Origin of the sequence: Streptomyces sp. DH37, assembly GCF_029813835.1 — a bacterium.
Taxonomy (GTDB): domain Bacteria; phylum Actinomycetota; class Actinomycetes; order Streptomycetales; family Streptomycetaceae; genus Streptomyces.
This window is the reverse complement of sequence record NZ_JARVKV010000134.1, coordinates 1-3,080: the sequence shown is the minus strand read 5'-3', so window position 1 is coordinate 3,080 and position 3,080 is coordinate 1. Positions and strand designations below refer to the sequence as shown.

Below are 3,080 nucleotides of genomic sequence, written 5' to 3'. Positions count from 1 at the left end.
GCGGCGATCTCCGCGTGGGCGGCGAGGAGCATCGCCGGGTCCGGGCCTTCCAGCACGGCGGGCCGGGCCAGACCGTCCAGCACGATGAAACGCAGCCGGTCGCCCCGGGTCTTCTTGTCCACCCGCATCGTCTCCAGCAGCCTGGGCCACTGATCACCCCGGTAGGTGACCGGCAACCCCACCGAGGTCAGGATCGCCCGGTGCCGGTCGGCGGTGGCATCATCGAGCCGCCCGGCGATCCGGCCCAGCTCGGCGGCGAAGACCATCCCGACCGCGACGGCCGCACCATGCCGCCAGGTATACCGCTCGTTCTTCTCGATGGCATGGGCCAGGGTGTGACCGTAGTTGAGGATCTCCCGCCGCCCGGCCTCCCTCAGATCGGCGGAGACCACCTCGGCCTTGACCCGGATGGACCGCTCGATCAACTCGGCGGTGTGCGGCCCGCCCGGACCGCGGGCGGCCTCCGGATCGGCCTCGACCAACTCCAAGATCGCCGGATCGGCGATGAACCCCGCCTTGATCACCTCCGCCAGCCCGCTGACGTAGTCGTGCACCGGCAGCGACTCCAACGCGGCCAGATCACACAACACCCCGGCCGGCGGATGGAAGGCCCCCACCAGATTCTTGCCCTCGGCGGTGTTGATACCGGTCTTCCCGCCCACCGCCGCATCCACCATGCCCAGCACCGTGGTGGGCACCGCGACCCAGCGCACCCCGCGCAGCCAGGTCGCGGCGACGAAACCGGCCAGATCGGTGGTCGCGCCCCCACCCACCCCGACAACGACATCGGTGCGGGTGAAACCGGAGGACCCCAGCGCCTTCCAGCAGTAGGCCGCCACCTCCGCGGTCTTGGCCTCCTCCGCATCGGGCACCTGAATGGCGATGGCCTCCAGACCCTGCCCGGCCAGATCCCGGCGGATCGCCTCACCGGTCTCGGTCAGCGCCTGCGGGTGGATCACCGCCACCCGGCGGGCACCGGCACCCACCAGCCCGGGCAGCTCCTCCAGCAGCCGCCGGCCGACCAGCACCTCATACGGAGCGGCGCCCGCGCCGCCGCCGACGGTGATACGGATGGGAGATTCGGCAGAAGCGGCGGGAATGGGGGAATCGGTGTTCATGCGTCCTTCAAACCAAGTGCGTCCAAGACCGCCTGGGCGGTCTCCTCCGGGTCACGGCCGGCGGTGTCGACCACCGCACGGGCCACCTCGACATACAACGGGCGGCGCTGCTCCATCAGGGCCCGCCACCGCTTGCGGGGATTGACCGCCAACAGCGGCCGCGGCGCATCCAGCCCCACCCGCCGGACCGCGTCGGCCAGCGCCACGTCCAAGAAGACCACCGGCCCCCCGGCCAGCAACGCACGGGTACCGGCATCGGTGACGGCCCCACCACCGAGCGAGACCACCCCCGCATGCCCGCTCAGAGCCGCACGCACCGCCTCCCGCTCCAACGCCCGAAAACGCGCCTCCCCCTCATCGACGAAGATCTCCGCGACGGACTTGCCGGCAACGGCCTCGACATCGGCGTCGGTGTCACGCAACCCCACCCCCAACCGCCGGGCCAACACCCCACCCACCGTGGTCTTGCCCGCACCCGGCGGACCCACCAACACCACCACCGGACCCACCCCAGACCCGGACCCCTCCGCGCCCGCGCCCGGGCTCACCGGGCCGCCCGCGCCGGCTCCGGCTTCCTCCGCGCCCGCGCCCGGGCCGGCCCCCTCCGGGCCGGGGCTCACCGGACCCACCCCGGCCCCGGACCCCTCCGCACCCGGGCTCACCGGGCCGCCCGCCCCGGCTCCGGCTTCCTCCGCGCCCGCGCCGGACCCCTCCGCGCCCGGGCTCACCGGACCCACCCCGGCCCCGGACCCCTCCGCGCCGGACCCCTCCGGGCCCGCGCCGGCTTCCTCCGGACCTGCGCCCGGGCTCACCGCGCCGGACCCCTCCGGGCCGGGGCTCACCGGATCTCCAGATGGTCCAGGAAACCGGCCACGTTCCGGCGGGTCTCGGCCACATGATCCCCACCGAACTTCTCCGCCACCGCATCGGCCAGCACCAGCGCCACCATCGCCTCGGCCACGATCCCGGCCGCCGGCACCGCACACACATCCGAACGCTGATGATGAGCACGAGTGGCCTCCCCGGTGGACACATCCACCGTCGCCAGCGCCCGCGGCACCGTCGCGATCGGCTTCATCGCCGCCCGCACCCGCACCACTTCACCGGTGGACAACCCCCCCTCGGTCCCACCCGACCGCCCCGAGACCCGCCGGATACCGCCCTCACCCGCCACGATCTCATCATGCGCCCGGGAACCGGGCACCCGGGCCAACTCGAACCCGTCACCCACCTCCACCCCCTTGATCGCCTGGATCCCCATCAACGCCGCAGCCAGCCGCGCATCCAGCCGCCGATCCCAGTGCACATGCGAACCCAACCCCACCGGCACCCCATAGGCGAGGACCTCCACCACCCCACCCAAGGTGTCACCATCCTTGTGAGCGGCATCGATCACCTCCACCATCGCCCGGCTCGCCTCCGGATCCAGACACCGCACCGGATCGGCATCCAACCGCGCCACATCCCCCGGCCCCGGCACCACCCCACCCGGCGCCTCGGCCCCACCCAACGCCACCACATGAGAGACGACCTCGACACCGGCCACCTCCCGCAGATACGACCGGGCCACCGCCCCCAACGCCACCCGGGCCGCGGTCTCCCGCGCCGACGCCCGCTCCAGAATCGGCCGGGCATCACCCACCCCGTACTTCTGCATCCCCGCCAGATCGGCATGACCGGGCCGCGGCCGGGTCAACGGCGCATTACGCGCCAACTCCGCCAACTCCGCCGCATCCACCGGATCGGCCGCCATCACCTTCTGCCACTTGGGCCACTCGGTGTTCCCGACCATGACCGCCACCGGAGAACCCAGCGTCACCCCATGCCGCACCCCACCCAGAAAGGTGACCTCATCCCGCTCGAACCTCATCCGCGCGCCGCGACCATAACCCAGCCGCCGCCGCGCCAGCTCGTCCGCCACCATCCCCGTGGTGACCGGCACCCCATAGGGCAACCCCTCCA

3 protein-coding genes are annotated in these 3,080 nt (G+C 72.8%); all 3 read right to left on the bottom strand.

Translation table 11 applies throughout. The annotated features are described in order from the left end of the window. Positions 1-1,118, bottom strand: a 1,118-nt coding sequence (gene aroB / locus QC029_RS30285; protein ID WP_279559051.1) for a 3-dehydroquinate synthase, incomplete at its 3' end; no start/stop codon positions are given. Then, complete coding sequence (locus tag QC029_RS30280) at positions 1,115-1,627, bottom strand: shikimate kinase (RefSeq protein ID WP_279559050.1); 513 nt, start codon at positions 1,625-1,627, stop codon at positions 1,115-1,117. The genes QC029_RS30280 and aroB, both read right to left, overlap by 4 nt. A gap of 329 nt (positions 1,628-1,956) precedes the next feature. Further along, a partial coding sequence (aroC, locus tag QC029_RS30275; RefSeq protein WP_279559049.1) for a chorismate synthase occupies positions 1,957-3,080 on the bottom strand: 1,124 nt, incomplete at its 5' end.